Below are 20,209 nucleotides of genomic sequence, written 5' to 3'. Positions count from 1 at the left end.
CGACCGCCATGACGATCGACGATTCTCCGACGGCGCGGATCTCGAATGATTTCCTGGATTACCAGTACTCCGTACTGGGGATCCTGGACTATTTGAATTCGCCCGAAGTCACGGAAATCTGCATCAATCGTCCCGGTGAGCTATACCTGGAGACGATCAATGGCTGGCAACGCATGGATGTGCCGTCGCTGACCTTTGATCGGGCCCGGCAGTTCTGTACGGCGGTCGTCAATGAAAGCAACACCGGGCAGCGCATCACTGACGCCGATCCGGTGGTCTCTCTGACCTTCCCGACGGGCCAGCGTGCGCAGTTCGTCATTCCGCCTGCCTGCGATGCCGGCAAGGTCTCGATCACGATTCGCCTGCCCTCCAAACACACCAAGACCCTCGAGCAGTACACAAGCGACGGGTTTTTTGACCAGGTACTCGAGCAGGCTGCCGATGTCAGCGATCACGACCGTGAACTGCTCGAGTTGCGTCGCAACAAGGAGTACTCCGAGTTCTTCAAGAAAGCGGTGCTTTACAAGAAGAATGTGGTGGTCGCCGGTGCAACCGGTAGCGGCAAGACCACCTTCATGAAGGCGCTGGTCAATCACATTCCGAACGAGGAACGCCTGGTCACCATTGAAGACGCCCGCGAGCTATTCATCAGTCAGCCCAATTCGGTGCACCTTTTGTATTCTAAAGGTGGCCAAAGTGTGAGTAATGTGACTGCCAAGAGTTGTATGGAGGCCTGCCTGCGCATGAAGCCGGATCGAATCATCCTGGCCGAGTTGCGTGGCGATGAGTCGTTTTATTTCATCCGTAACTGTGCATCTGGCCATCCTGGTTCGATCACCAGTTGCCATGCCGGCAGCGTCGAGCAGACCTGGGACCAGCTGGCGCTCATGGTGAAAGCGTCCAACGAAGGCTCCGGGCTGGAATTCGAGGTGATCAAACGGCTGCTGCGTATGACCATCGATATCGTGGTGCACATCAAGGCGCACGCCGGGCGCCGCTTTATTACCGGAATCGATTTCGATCCGGCAAGAACTCTGCGTGGCGGCTGACGGCCGCCAATGATTGACGTCGATCCAGTTTCAAGGAGACCGCTATGCTGCCTGGCATGGAATTGATGGGTTGTACTGGACTTGCCGTCCCAGGCGAGGTCATGCAGCACGTCGTTCGCGTGGAGTCTTCGCGCAATCCGTACGCCATCGGCGTAGTCGGTGGCCGGCTGGCACGCGAACCGCGTGGGCTCGAAGAAGCGGTAGCCACGGCCAAGATGCTGGAACAGAAGGGCTACAATTTCTCCCTGGGGCTTGGTCAGGTCAATCGCTACAACCTGCAGAAGTACGGGCTGACCAGTTATGAGATGGCATTTGCCAAGTGTCCCAACCTGGTCGCTGCATCCAGGATCCTGGCCGAGTGCCACTCGCGATCCGGTGCCAACTGGGGCAAGTCGTTCAGTTGCTACTACTCGGGCAACTTCGAAACCGGCTTCAAGCATGGTTATGTCCAGAAGATCTATGCCTCCATTCGTCAGTCGGTGGCATCTTCGGGGGCCGAGCCGATCACCGTGATTCCGAACCGCCCGATCAAGGTACGTGTCGAAAAACCCTTGCGTCAGGCAGCCGTCGAGCTGGCTGATGCGATCGTTGCACGTCGGATCCAGGATCTCGCAAATCCCGGGCGCACAGAAGCTTCACAGCAGGGCCCTATGATTGCATCGCCCACGCCGACACAACTGCCATCGCCCCACGTATCCCAGGCCAGTACAGCCGACGACGGACTATATGTGGTCAAGGCAACCGGACAGGGGCGGGGTGTTGCCCTACCTGCCGGCGTGCAACAAGCCCCAACCGTAATGAACCAAGCGCCAGCCAGCATGGCACCGGCGCAACCGATGCCTGCGACACAGCAAAAAGATGCCGCATTCGTTTTTTAACCAGGAAGGAAAACCTGCCAAGGATTGGCTATTAGCCCCCCCTGTTCCCCAAGGAGATTGATATGAAGTTTGAAATTAACAAGAAGACGGCCGCTGACGCCAAGATGATCGGCCAACAGGCATTGAAGGCTTTCGTGTTTACCTCGTTGCTGCTGCTTGCGTCCGGTGTCGGTGCAACGCCTAGTGCCGGCGGCCTAGCCGAAACTGACACGAAGGTATGCGGCTTTCTTAACAACGTCAATTCGCTGCTGAACATGGGTTCGGTCGCCGTGGTCACGATTGCGGTGATTATTGCCGGTTACCAGATTGCCTTTGCTCACAAGCGTATCGCTGAGGTCTCGCCGATCCTGATTGGTGGCGTCCTGATCGGTGCAGCTGGCCAAATCGCCAATATGGTGATTGGTAGCGAAGGTACTGAAGATTGCAAAAGCGTCTCCATGACATTGCTGCAGCTTGCTCAGTCCTATGCATAAAGACGTTCTCTTCCGTGGGTGCACTCGTCCAGCGATGTTTTTGGGAGTGCCTTACATCCCATTCTTCATCGGTGCGGGTGGCGGCCTGCTGTTGGGGATGTACACCAATCTTTGGTATCTGTTGACGATTCCCGTCATCATCTTCGCCATGCAACAGATGGCCAAGCGGGACGAGATGATCTTCAGGTTGTTGGGATTGCGCTGGTTGTTCCGTATGCGAGCCCGGAATGTTCAGCGTTATTCGGGGATGTGGGTGTTCAGTCCTAACGAGTACCGCAAGACTCCCCCGGGAAAACGCCAGTAAGCAAGTAAGTCGTTCGACCAACCCCATGCGCGCAAGCCGCATGGGGTTGGCGTTTGGCACGATCGTTTTGGTGTGATGCTTCCTTCTTAAATTGGTAAGACCATGTTCAGCCCAGATAGTCCGATCAGTGAATTCGTCTCCATTTCGACCCATGTCGCGCCTTCTGTTCTGAAGACGACCGGTGGGGACTATCTATTGATCTGGCATCTGGCGGGTCTGCCGTTCGTTGGGCGCGATGAGTTCGAACTTGAGCAACGGCACAATACCTTCAACCGGTTGGTACAGACTTTGCGTGCTCCAGACTTTGCCAATGTGGCGTTCTGGGTTCACGACGTTCGTCGCCGACGCAAGATCGGTAATTCCAGCCGTTTCAATCAGTCGTTCAACCAGACGCTCTCCGATGAGTATTACGCGGCGCTGTCGTCGCAGAAGATCATGCAGAACGAGTTGTACTTCAGCATGATCTACCGTCCGGTGGTTACCGGGCGTCGTTTGATGGAAAAGTCCGGCGATCCGAACAAGATTCGGGGCGAGGAAGAACAGGCAATCGCCAAGGTGATCGAACTGGCCACTAATGTCGAGGCAGTTCTCAAAGACTACTCACCTTATCGACTGGGTATGTACGAAGCCAAGAACGGTGTCGTGTTTTCTGAGGCCTTAGAGTTTCTTGGTTACTTATTGAATCGCATCGACGAGCCGGTCCCTGTGCTGCAGGCGCCGGTTCCAGCGTATCTGCCTGTCAGCAAGCACATGTTCGCCAACAAGACCGGCGACTTCGTCATCCGCACGCCGGATGGCATCAATCATTTCGGCGCGATCCTCAATGTCAAGGAATACGCCGACGGGACTTATCCGGGCATCCTCAATGGGTTGAAGTATCTCGACTTCGAGTATGTTGTTACCCACTCCTTTAGCCCGGTGGGTCGTCATGACGCCTTGAAGGTGCTGGACCGTACCAAGGGCATGATGATTTCCTCTGGTGACAAATCCTCCAGCCAGATCCGCGATCTGGACCTGGCAATGGACGACGTGGCCTCGGGCAACTTCGTGCTGGGCGAATATCACTTCACCATTGCGGTGTACGCCGACAGCCAGGAAAAACTCGCCCGGCAAATCGCGACCACGCGTGCAGAGCTCTCTAATGCCGGCTTCGTGTCGTCCAAGGAAGACCTAGCGATCGCCTCGTCGTTCTACGCGCAGCTGCCGGGCAACTGGCGCTTCCGTACGCGCATTGCCAATCTGAGTTCTCTCAACTTCCTGGGCCTGTCGCCGCTGCACAACTTCGCCCAGGGCAAGCAACACAGCAATCCGTGGGGTGATTGCGTCACCACGCTGCAGACCACCAATGGTCAACCGTATTACTTCAACTTCCATGCTACGCATCCGGCCGAGAATTCTTTGGGCGAGAAGGCGATCGGCAACACCATGGTGATTGGCAAGTCCGGTACCGGTAAGACGGCGCTGATCAACTTCCTGTTGAGCCAGGTGCAGAAGTTCGACCCGGTTCCGACGATCTTCTTTTTCGACAAGGATCGCGGCGCGGAGATTTTCGTGCGCGCCTGCGGCGGCAACTATCTGGCGCTGGAAAATGGCGCGCCGACGGGCTTCAATCCGTTCCAGTGCGAACGCAACGAGGCCAACACGCAATTCCTGGCCGAGCTGATCAAGGTGCTGGGCGGCAAGCCCGAATACAGCTCGCGTGAGGAAGAAGACATCTATCGCGCAGTGGAAGGCATGCTGGACACGCCGATGCATCTGCGCAGCATGAGCAATTTCCGCAAGAGCCTGCCCAACATGGGCGACGATGGGCTGTATGCACGCCTGCGCCGCTGGACCGCCGGCAATTCATTGGGCTGGGTATTCGACAATCCGGTGGACACCGTCGACCTGACGCGCGCATCGATCATTGGTTTCGACTACACCGATGTGATCGATAACGCCGAAGTGCGCGTGCCGGTGATCAACTATTTGCTGCATCGCCTGGAAGCGCTGATCGACGGGCGTCCATTGATCTATGTCATGGACGAGTTCTGGAAGATTCTGGACGGCAAGGGCGGGCTGAAGGAATTCGCCAAGAACAAGCAGAAGACGATCCGTAAGCAGAACGGTCTGGGCATCTTCGCCACGCAGAGCCCGGAAGACGCACTGGCGAGCGACATCGCAGCCGCGTTGATCGAACAGACGGCGACCATGGTCCTGCTGCCCAATCCCAGCGCCAGCCGCGACGACTATATGGAAGGGCTCAAGCTCACTGACGCCGAGTATCAGGTGGTGGTGTCGCTGGACGAACGCTCGCGCTGCTTCCTGGTCAAGCAAGGCCATGCCTCGGCGGTGTGCCAGCTCAACCTGCGTGGGATGGATGATGCCCTTTCAGTGATTTCATCCTCAACCGACAACATCGAAATCATGCATCAAATTTTGTCGCGGAAAGCCGACAAGCTGGGTGTAAGCGTAGACCAGCTAACGCCAGAGCAGTGGCTGGAAGACTTCTATGCGAACCGAAAGGGCTCAGGTAAACGCAAGCGTGCCAAAGACGCTGGCCTTGAGGATCACGCATAAGCTCGAGTCGGTATGCGCAATGTGTCTAAAACCCGTCGCAGATTAACGGGCGGGTGATGCATCGGTTGCTGGCAGCTTCGTAACAGGTCGCTTTTAGTGTCAATAAGCCGCCAGTTTCAGTTGCTGAACAGAAATTTTTACATGCAACGCTTCGATGCGCTTGGGGTTGCCGTCTTTTGCATGTCATGCCCGCATGGTGAATAGTGAAATGCTGCGAATTGTGATGTAGCTTTTTGAGCGATCGAAGCGTCGCTGCCTAGCGACATGAATACGTATGCACAAATGCGCCGTACGCTACGGGCGCCGCTACCCTAGCTGCCTTGGCTGGGCGCATGTTCTGGCGCCTGCAATGGCCCGGGAGGGGCGTACATGTCGCAGACACCATGGTGGCGCGGGGCCGTCATCTATCAGATTTATCCGCGCAGTTTTCTGGATTCCAATGGCGATGGGGTGGGCGATCTGCCTGGCATCATCGCCAAACTCGACTACATCGCCGGGTTGGGCGTGGATGCGATCTGGATTTCGCCGTTCTTCAAGTCGCCGATGGCCGACTTCGGCTACGACATCGCGGACTATCGTGCAGTGGATCCGCTGTTTGGGACGCTGGACGATTTCGATCGGCTGCTCGGCAAGGCGCATGGCCTCGGCTTGAAGGTGATGATCGACCAGGTGTTGAGCCACACCTCGATCGCGCATGCGTGGTTCCAGGAGAGCCGGCAGGACAGGACCAACGCAAAGGCGGATTGGTACGTGTGGGCCGATTCGCGTGAGGACGGGACGCCCCCCAACAACTGGTTGTCGCTGTTCGGTGGGGGGGCATGGCAGTGGGAGCCGCGGCGCGAGCAGTACTACCTGCACAACTTCCTCGTCGACCAGCCGGACCTCAATTTCCATAACGCCGAGGTGCAGCAGGCGACGCTGGATAACGTCCGCTTCTGGCTGGATCGCGGCGTGGATGGGTTCCGCCTGGATGCGATCAACTTCTGCTTCCACGATGCGCAGCTGCGCGACAATCCGGCCAAGCCGGCCGACAAGCGGGTGGGTCGTGGGTTCAGCGCCGACAATCCGTACGCGTATCAGTACCATTACTTCAACAATACCCAGCCGGAAAATCTGGCCTTCCTGGAGCGCCTGCGCGGGCTGCTGGATGTCTATCCGCATGCCGTGAGTCTTGGCGAGATCTCGTCGGAAGACTCGTTGGCGACCACTGCCGAGTACACCTCTCATGGCCGCCTGCATATGGGCTACAGCTTCGAGCTGCTGGTGCAGGACTACAGCGCGGCCTATATCCGCGAGACGGTGAGCCGGCTCGAAGCCACGATGCTGGAGGGCTGGCCGTGCTGGGCCATTTCCAACCACGATGTGGTGCGCGCGGTGACGCGTTGGGGCGGGGTAGATGCGTCGCCGGCATTCGCGCGGATGGTGGTGGCGATGCTGTGTTCGCTGCGCGGGTCGATCTGCCTGTACCAGGGCGAGGAGCTGGGCCTGGGCGAGGCGGAGGTGGCATTCGAGGATCTGCGCGATCCGTATGGCATCACCTTCTGGCCAACCTTCAAGGGCCGCGATGGCTGCCGCACGCCGATGCCGTGGACGGACGCGCCGTCGGCAGGCTTCAGCAGCGGCAAGCCGTGGTTGCCGCTGGTTGAGGCGCATCGTGCGAACGCGGTGAGTGTGCAGCAGAACGATCCATTGTCCGTGCTCAGCGCGGTGCGCCAGTTCCTGGCGTGGCGCAAGGGCGAGCCTGCGTTGCGCGAGGGTGCGATCACGTTCTACGACACCGCCGAGCCTGTGTTGATGTTCCGGCGCGAGCATGCCGGCCGGGTGATGTTGCTGGCATTCAATCTGTCGGCGCACAGGGCCGAACTTGAGCTGCCGGCTGGCGCGTGGAAGCAAGTCGATGTGCCGGGCGTGGAGCGCGGAGCCATCGAACATGGCCACCTGCGCCTGGCCGGGCATGCGGTGGTTTGCGCGATCGAAGGTGGCTGATGTGGCATCGTGACCGGTAGCTGTGGTTGCGTGATCGCCTTCTACGTAGCGAGGCATTCCTGAAGGGGTGCCTCGCTTTTCTTTACCTCGGAGTTCTTTGGTTCGCTGGCTACCTGCAGTGCTACGCGGGCTGCGCGAGCCTTTCATAGATCCCCTTGCTGCTGCTGTTCGGACGCGGCACGCGGTGATGCCTTGCATACGTCCGGGATGTCCGACTGGTAGGTACAGATCGATGGTGATCGACTGCGAGGATGGATGTGTTGCGGGCAGCCTTGGTGCTATCGCGATGCCCCAGGCCGATGCCGTGCGAATAGCGCTGCTTTTACATCCGGTAATGCCTTGATCGGCGGTTGATCTTGGGCGTTTTTTTAGAAGTGGATACAGAGTGGATACAGATTCGGGTAAAGAAACCTGGAAAAAGAAACCCGCCGACATCACGTCGGCGGGTTTCTTTTGATTGATGGCGCCAGGCCGGTCGAAAAGATGATCGTTGTTTATTGCTCAGCAGCGCCGCCTCCTGAGTGACGGCCCATGGAGCAACGCTGGGCACTGCGTGGGTGCACGCTGCGCTTGCGCCGTACCCTCACCCCAACCCCTCTCCCAGTGGGAGAGGGGCTTTGGTGCTCCTGGTGCAGAGGGCTGGCGCCGTGGGCGGTCAGCTCACTGGCACGCAGGGAACGCTGCAGCCACAGGTAACGTTGCGGCTACAGGCACGATGTAGCCACAACTAACGACGCAATCAGCGCATTGCTTGCAGCTCACATCCCGTCAAAATTTGTAGTTGACCCCCAGCACGAAGGTGCGGCCCCATTCGATGTATTCCAGTGGACGGTCCTTGGTTTCGGCGTAGGTGCGGTAGGGCGAGTTGCTGAGGTTGCTGGCCTGCAGCAGCAGGGTCAGGCCGGCGAGGTCGCTGCTGTCGCTGAAGCTGTAGCTGATCTGCGCGTCGGTGATGTTTTCGCCGACTACGTAGCGCAGCGTGCGGTTGCCGTTGAAGTTGCCGATCTCGCCGATGAAGTCCGAGCGCCGACGCTGGCTGACGCGTGCCTCGAAACCCTTGTGCTCGTAGTAGGCGGTGAGGTTGTAGACGCGTTCGGACAGGCCGGGCAGGCTGATCTCGCCATCGCCGACACTGGAGGCGCTTTCCGGGTCGCGAATCTTGACGTCGCTGTCGTTGAAGGTGGCGCTGGCCTGGATGCCGAAACCTTCCAAGGGAGCGAAGACCAGATCCAGCGGCAGCGAAGCAGTGAGTTCGACGCCGCGCAGCGTGCCGCCCTTGCCGTTGAACGGGGCGCTGAAGGTACCGGTAGTCAGCACCGGCGCCGAGCCCGGCGGCGGCACGTAACCGGCGACCAATGCGGAAAAATCGTAGTTGTCGCGGCTCTGGGTGTAGATGTAGCTCTTCAGGTCCTTGTAGAAGAACGCTGCGGCCACGTAGGCGCGCTCGGCAAAATATTTTTCGTAGGAAAGATCGATGGCGTTCGCGCGCCAGGGATCGAGCATCGGGTTACCGCCGCTGGCGCCGGGGCGGCCGGTGGAGGTGTCGACACCGAATTCCAGCGAGGCGCGCAGCTGATCCACGCGCGGACGTGCAACCTGCTTTGCCATTGCAAAACGCAAGGTCTGCTCGTACGGGAACTGGAACGCAAGGTTCAGGCTGGGCAACCAGTCGCGGTAGGTCTTGCCGTCGTCGATCGGGCGCACTTCGCTGCCCACCGGCTGCGAAGCGTCCCAATAGCTCGCGCGCGAGGACTGATCGGCGCTCTGCAACTGCACGCCGAGATTGCCGCGCACGCCCACATCGCCCCATTCGGTATCGAGATTGGCACGCACCCAGGCGGTGGTGATCTTCTCTTCGACCGTCCAGGCCTTGGATACCAGGAACGAGGCGTCGTCGCTGGGGTTGAACAGCATGTAGCGCGAGACTACCGCCGGCACGTTCCAGGCGGGCAGGGAGCCGATGCCGGCAAAGCCCAGATTGACAGGCGCGTACTGCAGGTCCGGCGCGATGGTGGATTCGCCCTGCGCGCCGAGGGTGATGTTGCCTTCGGGCTGGTTCTTCTGCTTTTCGCGGTTGGCGTAGTTGACGCCCACATCCAGATCCGAGAACCAGCTCAACGCGTCGGGCATCGGGAAGCTGGCCTGCAGGCGTGCGCCCTTGAGCACATCCTCCACGCGCGGCACCTTGCCGTAGCCGGAACCATAGATGGTGTTGGTCAGGAACAGCGCGTCGGGACTGGAATAATTCATGCCCGGCGCCAGCTGCGAGAAACCGTTGCCGACGACAGACACACCCACGGTGTCCAGCTGCGGCATGGGCGCACGTTGGAGATTGTTCTCCAGGTTCAATTCGTCGCGGGTGGCCTTGGAGTAGTTCAGGTCGGCGACGATCTTGACCGCGCCGGCGGAGATCTCGTTGTTCCAGCCAAACGCGTCGATGGTGTCTTCGCGCTTGTTGTACATGCCGCGGACCAGCGGGTAGACGCCGCTGGCGGTGCCGCCGACGAAGCTCTTGCTGTCGTTGACGCGCACGTTGCTGATGTTCAAGCCCGGCGTATAGCCACCGTTGTAGTTGCTCAGGTTGAGCTCGAACTGGTTGGCGGTGTCGATCTGCTCGGCTTCGGTATGGAAGGCGTCGAGCGTGCTGGTCCAGGCGTTGGACGGGCGGTACTGCAACGTGGCCATGACGCCGTCGCGCTTCTGGTTGCCGGTGCGGCGCAATGCCTTGATGCCGTCGGAAAAGTACACGCCATCGGCCACGCCGGGGCGCGGGCGCTGTGCATTGACCGGTTGCCAGGGCTCGTACAGGCCCACCTGGTTTTCCTGGATCGGCATGTCGGTGTGGGCGTAGCCGATGGTCAGGCCGATGGTACGGTCGGCGAACTGGTCGATGTAACTGATATTGAAGCGGTTGCCGTACGGATCGACGTTGGCGGCCTTGCCCAGCGAGTTGCGCTGATAACGGCCACCGATGGCGATCACGCGCTCGTTGTAGCTGAGCGGGCGTGCGGTCTGCATGTCGACGGTGCCGGACAAGCCCTGGCCGACCAGGCCGGCATCAGGCGTCTTGTAGACGGTAACGCCGCTGACCAGTTCGGACGGGTATTGGTCGAATTCCACGCTGCGGTTGTCACCGGTGCTGACCACCTCGCGGCCGTTGAGCAGGGTGGTGGAAAAATCCGGCGAGAGCCCGCGCACGCTGATCACCTGCGCGCGACCGGCGACACGCTGTGCAGCCAGGCCAGGCAGGCGCGCCAGCGATTCGGCGATGCTCACGTCCGGCAGGCGGCCGATGTCTTCGGCGGAAATGGCTTCCACGATCGAGGTGGAATCCCGCTTGACCGAGATGGCGCCCTCGATCGCGCGGCGCAGGCCGGTGACCTGGACCTTGTCCAGCTCGGTCACCGCGCCGGCTGTGTTTTCGGAAGCAGTTTGTTCGGTGTCGGTTGCTTGCGCCGGCGCCGCCGATTGTGCGGCCGCCAACGTCGGTGCCATGGCAACGGCCAGGGCGATACTCAGCGCGGAGCGCTTGTGCTTCAACATTTTCCCCTCCCAGGTACATGTTGTTCTTTGATTTTTCGATCCGGCAGACGCCTGGATGCATTGCATCGCGCGCCACAACCGGCATCACGACTGCGACGTATGGTAGACACGGCACCTGCACGCAAACGGGCACTGCATACGTATTCAACCCGGCTGATTGCGCTGAAATCGATTCCACGCAAGCTCCGCTGCAGCGCGTACGAGGTGCGCCCGGCGTGAGGCAACGTCATTGCGCGATCCGCAGCCGCTGCAGTGCCGCTGCGTGAGGCAATCATCGGTCGCGTTGGAGGCCGCCTCGGCAAGCCGTTGCGACCAAGTCAGCGCTTCCCATCCATCGGCACGAAGCGAATCGCCTGCCCACCGCCTGGCGCAAGACGCAGTTCCAGCGTGTCAACGCTGCTGACCTGGCGTTGTTCGCGCACGAAGGCGAATGGGTTGCCGACATAGTCCGCATCGTCGCCGTCGCGATAGATCTGCGCGGTGTAACGCACGCCGGGCTCAAGAAATCCGAGCGGCACCTGCAGCAGCCGGCCATGCTCGTCGGTGATGCTGCCTAGGAACCAGTCACGGCTATGCCGGTCCTTGCGGGCGATGGTGACGTAGTCGCCGACTTCGCCATTCAAGGCACGGGTCTGGTCCCAGTCCACCGCCACGTCCTCGATGAAGCGGAAGGCGTCACGGTGCTGCAGATAATGCTCGGGCAGATCGGCGGCCATCTGGATCGGGCTGTAAAGCGTCACGTACAGCGCCAGCTGGCGCGCGAGCGTGCTGGGAATCGCCTGGCCGTCGCGGCCTTTCAGGCTGACGATGCCCGGCGTGTAATCCATCGGCCCGGCAAGCAGGCGGGTGAACACCAGGTTGACCTCGTGCTCGGGCGGGTTCGGTGGCTGGCCCCAGGCGTTGTACTCCATGCCACGCGCGCCTTCGCGCGAGATCCAGTTGGGATAGGTACGGCGCAGGCCAGTGTCCTTGATCGGCTCGTGCGCGTTGACGGCAATATGCCGCTCGGCGGCCTCGCGTACCACGCGCAGATGATGGCGCGCCATCCATTGGCCGTCGTGCCATTCGCGCAGCGGCGCACCGCCTGCCGGGTTGCGGCGCTCCACCTGGCCGTCGTCGCAGACATAACCGGTCTTGACCGAGTCCACGCCGAAGCGGGCGTACAGGTCCATCGCTTCGGCGATCTGGTCTTCGTAATGATCCACTGCGCACCCCGTTTCATGATGGCCGATCAGATGCACGCCCTTGCCGGCGGCGTAGTTGCTCAGTGCGGGCAGGTCGAAATCCGGCGTCGGCCGGGTAAAGTCGAAACTGCCGCCGTTGCCGAACCATTCGCCGTTCCAGCCCGGATTCCAGCCTTCCACCAGCACGCCACGAAAGCCGTGCGCCCCGGCAAAATCGATGTAGCGCCTGGTGTTGGCGGTGGTGGCGCCGTGGGTCGGCCCGGTTGCCCAGGTCTGCTGGTTGAGATGCATGGACCACCACACCCCGACATACTTGGACGGCTTGACCCAGCTCACGTCGCCCAAGGCGTTGGGCGCGTTGAGGTTGAGGATCAGGTTGGATTCCACCAGGCCGGTGGCCTGATCGGCGATCTGCAGCGTGCGCCACGGCGTGTCGAAGGGCAGCGTGCGCCGCACCTTCCAGCCTTCGGCAGCGGGTGACAATTGCGCGCGCAGGCGCCGGCCTTCGGTACGGCGCAGCCACATGCCGGCGTAATCGACCAGCGCCGCCTCATGCAGCGCGACGTGCAGCCCGCTCTCGGTACGCAAGGTGAGTGGCGTATGCGCCAGCGCGACCTGGTTCAACGGCGTGCGCTGATACAGGTGTTCGTAGTGGATCGGCTCGCCTGCAGGAATCCACCACGCTTCGGACGGCTGCGCGATGGCGAATTCGGTGATTTCCTCGTCGATGATGGCTTCGCGTAATCCCGCTTGTTCGGGGAAGTGATAGCGCATGCCGATGCCACCGTCGTACACGCGGAAGATCACGTCGATCCTGCGCTGCGCGCCACCGGGTTCGCCCAGGCTGACGCGTAGTTCGTTGTAGTGGTTGCGCACCAGGCGCGTCTCGCCCCAGGGTTGTTCCCAGGTGTCGTCATGATGCTGGCGCGCCTGCGAGAGGACGACCAGGCCGCGGTCCAGCCGGCCGTCGCGTAACTGGAAGCCCAGGCGCGAGCGCTCCAGCACCGGCTGGCCCAGGCGTTGCACGTGGTAGTAGGGTGTGCCGCCATCCACTTCCAGCGTGACCTGCAGGACCTTGCCGGGCGAATCCGCGCTGATGGCGATGCGCTCGGCCTGCGCGATGCCGGCAAGGCTGCCGAGCAGCAGCAGGGCAAGCAGGCGCGCACTGCTTGCGGCGCTCGATGTCGAACGCACGCGACGTGAAGACAGCGGCATATCCCCTCCCAAGGCGGCCATTGCGTCAGTGGCGACTATGCAATGACGCGGCGTGGATGGGCCATGCTGCACTGCGGCCAATGCCATGAATACGTATGCAGTGGTGCCGAACCCCGGGGTGCGCGTCTACCATGGCGCCACGGCACCTGGGAGGGTCCGCGCCCGTGGCACGCCAGTGCCGCGCACTACAACGCGTGCAACGAGGGAGGGAGGCCGACGGTGCAAGCCGTCTCGCCGCGTCGATGCTGAAGATGATCTGCATGGCTGCAACGCTGGGTGTTGCGGCAAGCTCGCCGGTATTGGCCGACGAGCTGGAATTCCAGGGCCGCCGCGCGCAGGCTCAGGCGCTCGAAGACGGTGGGTTCGTGCTGCGCTGGCCGCAGGGCGAGCGTCGTATCGGGCCGCAACCGATGCGTACGCACACTGCCAGTCCATTGTTCGATGCCTTGTTTGCCCTGGCCCAGCAGGAAATGGCCGACGACCGCGTCGATGCGATCCGCGATCCGGCCTTCAATGACGGCAAGCCGGTGGCATGCGCGTGTTTCGAAACCGGTGAGCGCTGGCCTTACGTATGGACGCGCGATGTCAGCTTCGCCGCCGATCTGGCGTTGGCGCGGCTGGAGCCGGAGCGTACGCGCAATGCGCTGCGCTTCAAGCTGTCGGCGGCGCGCGATGGGCAGACGCCGGGATTGTTCGTTGCGCAGGACACCGGCTCCGGTGGCAGCTGGCCGATCAGCAGCGACCGTGTGGTGTGGTTCCTCGCCGCGCGTGGCCTGCTGGACGATGAGCCATTCGCTGAAGAGGTCTGGCGTGCATTACAGGACACCATCGCGCAAGACCGTGCCGCGGTGTTCGATGCGCAGATCGGGCTCTACCGTGGCGAAACCTCGTTCCTGGATTGGCGCGAGCAGACCTATCCGCGGTGGACGCGTAAGGACGTGCGTTTCATCGCTGAGTCCTTTGCCTTGTCCACCAACGTGTTGCACTACCAGGCCCTGCGTCTGGCCGAGCAACTGGCGCGCCAGCATGGCGATGCGCGCGCGGACCAGTACGCCCAGTGGGCAGATGCCTTGCGCCAGGCCATCGCTGCGCGCTTCTGGGATGCGCGCAGCAAGCAGTACGTGAGCTACCTGGGCAATGCCGCGCACCCGGTGCGCTACGCCAAGGTCGATCTGCTCGGCGTGTCGCTCGGCGTGCTGGCCGATGTATTTCCGAAAGACCGCGCGCGTATCGCACTGCGCAGGTATCCGATGGTTGCCGGCGGCAGCCCGGTGGTGTGGCCGCAGGAAGCCGAGCAGCCGATCTACCACAACCGTGCCGTCTGGCCCTTCGTCAGCGCGTATGCGTTGCGCGCCGCACGCCAGCTGGACGATGCGCCGCGTATTGCGCTGGAGCTGCAGTCGTTGATGCGCGGCAGCGCGTTGGCCGGCTCCAACATGGAAAACTACGAGATGCAGAGCCTGGCCGTGCATGTGGAGGAGGGCGCACGCAGCGGTCCGGTGGTGAATTCGCCGCGGCAGTTGTGGTCGGTTGCCGGTTATCTCTCCGCCGTGCTGGAAGGCGTGTTCGGCGTGGGCGCCGATGGCAGCGTCGCTCCGAAACTGCCGCGGGTGTTGCTGCCGTTGTTGTTTGGCGAACGCCAGCAGATCGTGCTTGAACAGAGTGCCCGGCGGTATGTGCTGCAGCGGCCGACGGCGGATGCAGGTGAGTTGCTGGTGGCGGGGGAGGTCGAGCAACAAGGCCAGACCACGCTGGTGCATCTGGTCGGCCGCAAGGCCGACACCACGGTTCCACCGCAGCCAGACCAGGTGTTCGCACCCGGCACGCCCGAAGCGCCTGTTGCGCAACGGCAGGGCGACGGCTACCGCATCGCGGTTCCGGAAGGGGCGACGTTGTACATGGATGGGCAGGCACTGAACGCCACGCGGCACTGGGACCTGCGCGACGACGGCAGGCTGCATGTGCTCAGCCTGACCCGCCGCGCCGATGGCATGGAGTCGCTGCACAGTCCATCGTTGACGCTCGGCCCGTTGCAGGAAGTCGCGGGTAGCCAGGTTTGGGCCTGGACTCCCACACATGCGGGCCGGCATCGCGTATCGCTGCGTTATCGCAACGCCAACGGCCCGATCAATACCGGCGTCACTGCGGCGGTCAAGCGGCTGGTGCTGGAATGCCCGGGGCAGGCGCCGCAAGCGCAGGTCGTGGCGATGCCGCATAGCGTGGGCGAGCAGTTGTCCACGCAGGTCGGCTTCACTGCGGTGGCCGGGCAGCCATGCCGGTTCCGGCTGGAAGATGGCTTCAACATGAGTGCGCTGGCGCATTTTGCGCAGTACAACGGCGGCCGCGGCGGTCGCGATGGGGTGGTCAACACCGCGCAGGTGAGCGCGCTGCTGGTCGGGCCTGCGGCGAGCACGGAGGCTGCGCAATGACCGCCAAGCCACGCCTGCGTTTCTGGCAGATCTGGAACATGTGCTTCGGCTTTCTCGGCATCCAGTTCGGCTTTGCGCTGCAGAACGCCAACGCCAGCCGCATCTTCCAGACCCTGGGTGCACAGGTCGACGACGTGCCCGGCTTGTGGATCGCCGCACCGCTCACCGGCCTGATCGTGCAGCCCATCATCGGCTACCTGTCGGACCGCACCTGGACCCGATGGGGCCGCCGGCGCCCGTATTTCATGGTCGGCGCGGTGTTCACCACACTGGCCTTGCTGGTGATGCCCAACGCGCCGATGCTATGGGTTGCCGCCGGCACGTTGTGGGTGCTGGATGCCTCGATCAACATCTCGATGGAGCCATTCCGCGCCCTGGTCGGCGACCAGCTGCCGCCTGCGCAGCGGCCCGCCGGCTATGCGATGCAAAGCTTCTTCATCGGCATCGGTGCAATCGTGGCGAGCTTCCTGCCATGGCTGCTCACCCACTGGGGCGTGGCCAATACCGCGCCGCCGGGACAGTTGCCCGACAGCGTGCGCTACGCTTTTTACCTCGGTGCAGCGGTGCTGTTTCTGTCGATCAGCTGGACGGTGTTGCGCACGCGCGAATACAGCCCGCAGCAGCTGGCAAGCTTCGATGATGCACATCCGCCTGTCGCCACTGCGGCAATCGCCGGCAGCTTGCCGTCGCCACGTGCAGGTGTGCTCTGGTGCGGCATCGGTGTGCTGCTTGCCGCTGCGATCGCCTGGCAGCACGGCGACCGCATGCTCTACGTGCTGGCCGGCCTGTGCGTCGCCTACGGTGCGTTGCTTGCATTGGCGCGCGTGCTGCCGTCCACCAGCATGTTGGTGACGATCGTGCAGGACGTGCGCAGCATGCCGCTGACGATGCGGCGCCTGGCCTGGGTGCAGTTCTTCTCCTGGTTTGCGCTGTTTGCGATGTGGATCTACACCACCGCCGCGGTCACCCAGGTGCACTTCGGTGCGAACGACACCGCATCGGCCGCCTATAACGACGGCGCGAACTGGGTGGGCGTGCTGTTTGGGGCCTACAACGGGTTTGCGGCGTTGGCGGCCTTGGTCATTCCAGTGTTGGTGCGCGCGATCGGCCTGCGCTGGAGCCATCTGTGCAATCTGTGGCTCGGCGCTGCCGGGCTGCTGTCGATGCTGGTGATCCACGACCCGCAGTGGCTGTTGTTGTCGATGCTGGGCGTGGGCTTTGCCTGGGCCTCGATCCTGTCGCTGCCCTACGCCCTGCTGTCCGACAGCGTGCCCGCCGCCAAGATGGGCGTGTACATGGGCATCTTCAATTTCTTCATCGTGATTCCGCAGCTGGTCGCGGCCAGCGCGCTGGGCTTCGTGTTGCGCGTCTGGCTCGACGGTCAGCCGATCTATGCGCTGGCCATTGGCGGCGCCAGCTTGCTCATTGCCGGCGTGTGCGTGGTGCGGGTTCCAGTGGCCTCGGGAGGGCAGTGATGCGTGTGATGATGGCTGGAGTGATGATGTGTGCAGGCGCGGCGAATGCAGCGGCTGCACCTGGCGATTACTACGGCACGCTGGAGCCGTTTGCCGCCGACGCGGTGTATTTCGTGGTGACCGACCGGTTCGTCAACGGCGATCCCGGCAACGATCAACGTGAGCAGGGCGGTGCGCATCGCACCTTCGATGTGCCGACGCCGTGTGCCGATGGCGTCGGCGACAACATCGGTTATCTGGGTGGCGATTTCAAGGGCATCGTCGACCATGCCGACTACATCCGCGGCATGGGATTCGGCGCGGTCTGGATCACGCCGATTGTCGACAATCCGGATCAGGCCTTCACCGGCGGCAAGCCGATCAGCTGCGGCAGTACGCTCAGCGACCACGGCAAGACCGGCTATCACGGCTACTGGGGCGTGAACTTCTACAAGCTCGATGAGCATCTGCCCAGCCCGGGCCTGGACTTTGCCGGCTTCACCCGCGCCATGCATGCCCACCAGTTGAAAGTGGTACTGGACATCGTGGGCAATCATGGCTCGCCGGCCTATACCATGCCGGTGGCGCAGCCTGGCTTCGGCATGGTGTACGACGCCGCTGGTCGCCTGGTCGCCGACCACCAGAATCTGCCGCCTGCGCAGCTGGATCCGCAGCACACTCCGCTGCACGCGTTCTACAACACCGGCGGCGGCCTGGCCGAGCTGTCCGATCTCAACGAAAACAATCCTGCAGTACTCGATTACCTGGCCGGCGCGTATCTGCAGTGGATGGAGCAGGGCGCCGACGCGTTTCGTATCGACACCATCGGCTGGATGCCTGATCGCTTCTGGCATGCGTTCGTGGCACGCATCCGCGAAAAACGTCCCGGGTTCTTCATGTTCGGCGAGGCCTTCGATTACGACGCCAACAAGATTGCCGGGCATACCTGGGCGCGCAATGCCGGCGTCAGCGTGCTGGATTTCCCGTTGAAGCAGCAGCTTTCCGCTGTCTTCGGCCATGAGCAGGCCGGGTTCGAAAAGCTCGCCACGCCGTTGTTTCTGCGCCAGGGGCCGTATGCCAATCCGTACGAGCTGATGAGCTTCTACGACAACCACGACATGGCGCGCCTGGATGCCAGCGACACCGGTTTTATCGACGTGCACAACTGGCTGTTTACCGCGCGCGGCATCCCGGTGATCTACTACGGCTCGGAAACCGGCTTCATGCGCGGGCGTGCCGAACATGCAGGCAACCGCAACTATTTTGGTCAGGAGCGCATCCGCACCGCACCGCAAAGCCCGATCTTCGGCCCGCTGCAGCAGATCGCGCGGCTGCGTCGCGATACGCCGGCATTGCAGCGCGGCGTACAGGTGGATGTGCTGCTAAGCGGGGATCAGGCGGCGTTCTTGCGGGTCTATCAGCATGCGGGCGCCAACCAGATGGCGTTGGTGCTGCTCAACAAGGGCGACGCAGCGGCGACCATCGCAGTGACGCGTTTTCTGCAGCCCGGCACCTGGCGCGATGCGGTGAGCGGCGAGCAGGTGCGGGTGCAACGTCGGCTGCTGGCCGCGGTGCCCGCGCACGGCGTGCGCGTGCTGCTCTCGGATGCGCCGGTCACCGATCCGGCCTTGCGCAATCAGCTTGATCTGCAGATGGCCGAGCAAGCCGCGCGCGACGCCCGCAACAGGTAGGAGCGCACCCGGGCGCGACGGGCATTACCGGGAACGCCCCGTCGCGCCCGGGTGCGCTCCTACGAAGCATCGATGGCTGCAGCCGATCCCGCGCAGCCTGCCACGTATGCTCCAGCGATTCCCGATTCCCTAATCCCTAATCCCTAATCCCGATTCAACGCCTGACAGCCCCATCAGCGGCCCGGCCAAGCACCGCCTCGCCGGTCTCCGCGCCAGACGGTCTCCAGCCCAGCGGGGGCTGCAGGCCGTTGCTACGCGAGGAGTCGCGCACGGCCAGCTTCACCGGGATCGTGCGGCTTTGCGCCGCTTCGCCGCGGATCAGCGCCACCAGGCTTTCCACCAGCAGCGTGCCGGCCTGCTTGGTGTCCTGCTGCACCGTCGACAACGCCGGCGCCACCGACGCCGCCAGGGCGATATCGTCGAAGCCGCTCACCGCGACATCCTGCGGCACCCGCAAGCCGCGCTCGCGCAAGGCGCGCATGGCGCCGATCGCAATCAGGTCGCTGGCCGCACACACCGCATCGAAGGCCAGGCCACTGTCGAGCAGCGCCAGGCACGCGGCATGGCCGGACGACTCGGTGGTGATCGCATCGAACTGCAGCGCGCGATCGGCAGCCAGACCCTGTTGCTTGAGCGCGGCCACGTAGCCGCGGTAGCGCTCTTCGAACTCGGGGTAATGATTGGACGCGTGGCCGAGAAAGGCGATGCGGCGGCAGCCCTGCGCGAGCAGATGCGCGGTGATGTCCAGCCCGCCCTGATAGTTGTCGCTGCCGATCGAAATGCCCGGCTGCCCCGGCAGCGCCGCGCCCCAGCGGACGAAATGGGTGCCTTGCTCGACCAGCAGCTGCAGCCGCTGGCGCGACTGCTGGTAGTCGCCGTAGCCGAGCAGGATGATGCCGTCGGCCTTGTTGCTGTCTTCGTAATCGGCCTGCCAGTCCTTGGACAGCTGCTGGAACGACACCAGCAGGTCGTAGCCCTGCAGCGCGCAGGCGCGGGTGATCGAGCCCAGCATCGAATGGAAGAACGGGTTGATCAGCGAATCGTCGGCGGTGGGGTCTTCGAAGAACAGCAGCGCCAGCGTGCCCGCATTGCGCAGCCGTAGCGACGAGGCGTTCTTGTCGACCTTGTAGTTCAACTCGTTGGCGATGCGCAGGATGCGCTTGCGGGTTTCTTCGTTGACCATCGGGCTGCCGCGCAGTGCGCGCGACACGGTCGGCTGCGACACGCCGGCCAGGTAGGCGATATCCAGCGAGGTGGCTTTACCCTTGATGGTCATGGTCGGTACTGGCAGCACAGGTGGCCGGCATCATGCCACGCGCCCGCCGGCCCGGTGCCGGCATGCGCAACGGCGGGCTGATTGGTTTACCATTCTCCTCAAGACCCCTTGCGAGAAGGTGGCCCGCGCCCCGCGCCGGCCCAGCGTGCGACATGAGCACTACCACCG

The 20,209-nt window shown here is 62.6% G+C and carries 12 protein-coding genes; 9 read left to right on the top strand and 3 right to left on the bottom strand.

What is annotated here, in order from left to right; genetic code table 11:
- The first annotated feature begins 8 nt into the window (after nt 1–8).
- The 6 genes from virB11 (at nt 9) to CPBF1521_RS15065 (ending at nt 7,249) form a co-directional block, all read left to right on the top strand.
- Nucleotides 9–1,049 (top strand): P-type DNA transfer ATPase VirB11, encoded by a 1,041-nt coding sequence (virB11, locus tag CPBF1521_RS15090; RefSeq protein WP_164740152.1) that lies wholly within the window; start codon nt 9–11, stop codon nt 1,047–1,049.
- 56 nt (nt 1,050–1,105) lie between these two features.
- The gene (locus CPBF1521_RS15085) at nt 1,106–1,927 is read left to right on the top strand and encodes a lytic transglycosylase domain-containing protein (protein ID WP_181901274.1); all 822 of its coding nucleotides are present in this window, start codon (nt 1,106–1,108) and stop codon (nt 1,925–1,927) included.
- A 62-nt stretch (nt 1,928–1,989) separates the two neighbouring features.
- Nucleotides 1,990–2,400, top strand: coding sequence for a TrbC/VirB2 family protein (locus CPBF1521_RS15080; protein ID WP_115677509.1), 411 nt, complete (start codon nt 1,990–1,992; stop codon nt 2,398–2,400).
- The gene (locus CPBF1521_RS15075) at nt 2,393–2,704 is read left to right on the top strand and encodes a VirB3 family type IV secretion system protein (RefSeq protein WP_115677508.1); all 312 of its coding nucleotides are present in this window, start codon (nt 2,393–2,395) and stop codon (nt 2,702–2,704) included. The genes CPBF1521_RS15080 and CPBF1521_RS15075 overlap by 8 nt, the downstream gene beginning before the upstream one ends.
- 102 nt (nt 2,705–2,806) lie before the next feature.
- Entirely contained in the window at nt 2,807–5,263 is a 2,457-nt protein-coding gene (locus CPBF1521_RS15070; RefSeq protein ID WP_115677507.1) for a VirB4 family type IV secretion/conjugal transfer ATPase, read from the top strand.
- Between the two features lie 369 nt (nt 5,264–5,632).
- Nucleotides 5,633–7,249, top strand: coding sequence for an alpha-glucosidase (locus tag CPBF1521_RS15065; RefSeq protein WP_115677506.1), 1,617 nt, complete (start codon nt 5,633–5,635; stop codon nt 7,247–7,249).
- Nucleotides 7,250–8,017: 768 nt separating this feature from the next.
- Here CPBF1521_RS15065 and CPBF1521_RS15060 read toward each other — a convergent pair.
- Nucleotides 8,018–10,792 carry a TonB-dependent receptor gene (locus CPBF1521_RS15060; RefSeq protein WP_181901250.1) on the bottom strand — a complete coding sequence of 925 codons (2,775 nt, stop codon included), beginning with the start codon at nt 10,790–10,792 and terminating at the stop codon, nt 8,018–8,020.
- Nucleotides 10,793–11,109: 317 nt separating this feature from the next.
- Nucleotides 11,110–13,191: a glycoside hydrolase family 97 protein gene (locus tag CPBF1521_RS15055; protein WP_115677504.1), complete on the bottom strand. Its 2,082-nt coding sequence runs from the start codon at nt 13,189–13,191 to the stop codon at nt 11,110–11,112.
- 242 nt (nt 13,192–13,433) lie between these two features.
- On the opposite strand from CPBF1521_RS15055, the gene CPBF1521_RS15050 reads away from it, so the two are divergent.
- The 3 genes from CPBF1521_RS15050 to CPBF1521_RS15040 are packed head-to-tail and all read left to right on the top strand — an operon-like array spanning nt 13,434 to nt 18,765.
- Entirely contained in the window at nt 13,434–15,620 is a 2,187-nt protein-coding gene (locus tag CPBF1521_RS15050; RefSeq protein ID WP_115677503.1) for a glucosidase family protein, read from the top strand.
- Nucleotides 15,617–17,095, top strand: a complete 1,479-nt coding sequence (locus tag CPBF1521_RS15045) for an MFS transporter (protein WP_115677502.1) — start codon at nt 15,617–15,619, stop codon at nt 17,093–17,095. Before CPBF1521_RS15050 ends, CPBF1521_RS15045 begins: the two co-directional genes overlap by 4 nt.
- Nucleotides 17,096–17,121: 26 nt before the next feature.
- Nucleotides 17,122–18,765 carry an alpha-amylase family glycosyl hydrolase gene (locus tag CPBF1521_RS15040; RefSeq protein ID WP_370659384.1) on the top strand — a complete coding sequence of 548 codons (1,644 nt, stop codon included), beginning with the start codon at nt 17,122–17,124 and terminating at the stop codon, nt 18,763–18,765.
- 154 nt (nt 18,766–18,919) lie between these two features.
- Here the strand turns inward: CPBF1521_RS15040 and CPBF1521_RS15035 are convergent, their stop codons facing one another.
- Nucleotides 18,920–20,041 carry a LacI family DNA-binding transcriptional regulator gene (locus CPBF1521_RS15035; RefSeq protein ID WP_115677501.1) on the bottom strand — a complete coding sequence of 374 codons (1,122 nt, stop codon included), beginning with the start codon at nt 20,039–20,041 and terminating at the stop codon, nt 18,920–18,922.
- Nucleotides 20,042–20,209 lie beyond the last annotated feature (168 nt).

It is taken from the genome of Xanthomonas euroxanthea (assembly GCF_900476395.1).
GTDB lineage: Bacteria > Pseudomonadota > Gammaproteobacteria > Xanthomonadales > Xanthomonadaceae > Xanthomonas > Xanthomonas euroxanthea.
This window is presented reverse-complemented; position numbering and strand designations above follow the sequence as displayed.

What these genes read in the sequence shown, in the direction of transcription:
- virB11 (WP_164740152.1), top strand. Translation starts at nt 9, where the DNA reads ATGACGATCGACGATTCTCCGACGGCGCGGATCTCGAATGATTTCCTG.
- CPBF1521_RS15085 (WP_181901274.1), top strand. Translation starts at nt 1,106, where the DNA reads ATGGAATTGATGGGTTGTACTGGACTTGCCGTCCCAGGCGAGGTCATG.
- CPBF1521_RS15080 (WP_115677509.1), top strand. Translation starts at nt 1,990, where the DNA reads ATGAAGTTTGAAATTAACAAGAAGACGGCCGCTGACGCCAAGATGATC.
- CPBF1521_RS15075 (WP_115677508.1), top strand. Translation starts at nt 2,393, where the DNA reads ATGCATAAAGACGTTCTCTTCCGTGGGTGCACTCGTCCAGCGATGTTT.
- CPBF1521_RS15070 (WP_115677507.1), top strand. Translation starts at nt 2,807, where the DNA reads ATGTTCAGCCCAGATAGTCCGATCAGTGAATTCGTCTCCATTTCGACC.
- CPBF1521_RS15065 (WP_115677506.1), top strand. Translation starts at nt 5,633, where the DNA reads ATGTCGCAGACACCATGGTGGCGCGGGGCCGTCATCTATCAGATTTAT.
- CPBF1521_RS15060 (WP_181901250.1), bottom strand. Translation starts at nt 10,792, where the DNA reads ATGTTGAAGCACAAGCGCTCCGCGCTGAGTATCGCCCTGGCCGTTGCC.
- CPBF1521_RS15055 (WP_115677504.1), bottom strand. Translation starts at nt 13,191, where the DNA reads ATGCCGCTGTCTTCACGTCGCGTGCGTTCGACATCGAGCGCCGCAAGC.
- CPBF1521_RS15050 (WP_115677503.1), top strand. Translation starts at nt 13,434, where the DNA reads ATGCTGAAGATGATCTGCATGGCTGCAACGCTGGGTGTTGCGGCAAGC.
- CPBF1521_RS15045 (WP_115677502.1), top strand. Translation starts at nt 15,617, where the DNA reads ATGACCGCCAAGCCACGCCTGCGTTTCTGGCAGATCTGGAACATGTGC.
- CPBF1521_RS15040 (WP_370659384.1), top strand. Translation starts at nt 17,122, where the DNA reads ATGTGTGCAGGCGCGGCGAATGCAGCGGCTGCACCTGGCGATTACTAC.
- CPBF1521_RS15035 (WP_115677501.1), bottom strand. Translation starts at nt 20,041, where the DNA reads ATGACCATCAAGGGTAAAGCCACCTCGCTGGATATCGCCTACCTGGCC.